Here is a 1916-nt window from a genome sequence, read left to right as displayed (position 1 = left end):
CGCCCCGACACCACGCCGCGAAAGCAGCAGCAGATCACGAACACCATGCACGNNNACCAGATGCCGAGCCACCACCGCACCCAAACCACCCGTACCACCGGTCACCAGCACCGTGCCACGCTCACGCCACGGAGCGGGAACAGTCAGCACGACCTTCCCCACATGCTTGGCCTGCCCCAGGAACCGCAACGCCTCCGGAGCCCGCGCAATCTCCCACGACGTCACCGGAACCGGCCGCAACGCACCGCTCTCGAACAACTCCAGCAGCGCCCCCAGCATCTCCCCGATCCGCTCCGGACCCGCCTCCATCACATCAAACGCCTGGTACGAGACACCCGGATACCCGGCGGCGANCTCCTCCGCGTCACGGATATCGGTCTTGCCCATCTCCACGAACCGGCCACCCGGCCGCGTCAACCGCAACGACGCATCCACGAACTCCCCCGCCAGGCAATCCAGTACGACATGCACCCCAGCGCCGTCAGTCGCCCGAGAGAAGACCTGCTCGAACTCGGTCGTGCGGGAAGAAGCCAGACGACCGGCGGCGACCCCGAACTCACGCACCACGGGCCACTTGGCCTGACTCGCCGTCGCGAACACCTCCGCACCCAGATGCNGAGCCAACTGCACCGCCGCCATACCCACACCACCAGCAGCGGCATGAATCAACACCGACTCACCCGCTTGAAGACCAGCCAGGTCCACCAACGCGTAATACGCGGTCAGGAACACCACCGGCACCGACGCCGCCTGCTCGAATGACCAACCACTCGGCATACGCGCCAGCATCCGCGCATCCGCCACCGCCGACGGACCAAACGCCCCGTCCAGCAGGCCCATCACCCGGTCACCCACAGCGAAGCCCGCCACCCCAGGACCGACCTCCAGGACCACGCCCGCGCCTTCCAGACCCATCTGGCCCGCATCACCCGGATACATGCCCAGCACATTCAGCACATCGCGGAAGTTGACCCCCGCCGCACGCACAGCAACCCGCACCTGACCGCGCTCCAACGGCCGCGACTCCTGCGGCACCAGAGCCACACCATCAAGCCGCCCCTGTGCCGCCACCTCCATCCGCCACGGCGAATCCACGCCGGGCGGCGGCACCAGCACACCCCCCGAAGCCATCCGCACCAGCCGGGGCAACCACACCGCACCCCCGCGCACCGCAAACTGCCCCTCACCCAGAGCCCCGGCGAGCACGCGGAGAGAAGCCTCCTCACCATCGACGTCGGCCAGTACGAACCGGCCCGGATGCTCACTGATCGCCGAACGCACCAGGCCCCACACCCCAGCGCCCACCAGGTCCGGCAGCTCGCGAGCAACGTCCTCGGCCGAGGCCACCTCCACCGCACCCGACGTCAATACGACCAACCGCGACTCCGCGAAGCGCCGCTCGGCCAGCCATGCGCGGACCACGGCCAGCACACCGGCCACCGCGTCGGTGACCTCGGTGTAGCACCACGGTGTCCGGGACGGGGGAACCGTCATCCAGCGCGGCGGTCAGCGCGGCCAGATCGGCATAACCGGTCACCGGAACACCCGCGTCGCGCCACCCGCCGGACTCGACATCACCGAGGAGGGCCCAACCGGCAGACTTCACAGGCTCCTTGGCCCCGGCCGTCGGCGCAGGAACCCACTCCGTCCGGAACAGACTCTCCGCCGCCGGGGAGTTCACCGCCGCCAGGTCCGCGGTCGACACGGGGCGTAGCACCAGGGACTCGACCTCGGCCACGGGTTCGCCCACGGCGTCGGCGACCCGCAGCGCCACCTCACCCGTGCCTCGTGGAGACAGACGTACCCGCACGGCGGAGGCGCCCACGGCGGACAGCGACACACCGGTCCACATGAACGGCAGCATCGCGCCCTCGGCCGCCGGTTCCCGGAGCGCCAGGGCGTGCAGCACCGTGTCC

Annotated in this window: 1 protein-coding gene; it reads right to left on the bottom strand. The window is 69.8% G+C overall.

Features of this window, described 5'->3' with window-relative positions:
- The coding region (locus LCH29_RS43935) for a zinc-binding dehydrogenase (RefSeq protein ID WP_446467284.1) at positions 1-1494 on the bottom strand (1494 nt) is incomplete at its 3' end.
- Positions 1495-1916 lie beyond the last annotated feature (422 nt).

The sequence above is a fragment of the Streptomyces sp. BRA346 genome, assembly GCF_052851135.1.
Note: the sequence above shows the minus strand (reverse complement) of the source record. Positions and strands in the feature narration are given on the sequence as shown.